The following is a 337-nucleotide window of genomic DNA, read 5'->3' as shown; positions in this document are numbered from 1 at the left end:
ATTTTAAAGCTGATGCAATACTGCGCTTATCGCGACAGGTCGCAGAAGGAGGTGGAAAATAAGCTGCTTGAGATGCGAATGATTCCCGAAGCAAGGGAACAGATCATCATTAAACTCATGCAGGAAGATTTCCTGAATGAAGAACGCTTCGCCAGAAGTTTTGTAAGAGGGAAGTTCAGGATCAAGAAATGGGGCAGGCATAAGATCATTCAGGAATTAAGGCTTCGGGAGATATCCTCCCCTATCATTAAACTCGCTCTCACAGAGATCAGCGAAAAGGAATACAAAAGCACGCTCTACACATTAGCTGAAAAAAAGCTGAATCTACTCCGGGAAA

Annotated in this window: 1 protein-coding gene; it reads left to right on the top strand. The window is 43.6% G+C overall.

The features are described from left to right. Nucleotides 1-337, top strand: a 337-nt coding sequence (locus tag HC176_RS18200) for a RecX family transcriptional regulator (protein WP_167920404.1), incomplete at its 3' end; no start/stop codon positions are given.

Source organism: Tamlana crocina (genome assembly GCF_012037625.1).
The sequence above is the reverse complement of the archived record's forward strand: the minus strand, read 5'-3'. Positions and strand labels throughout refer to the sequence as shown.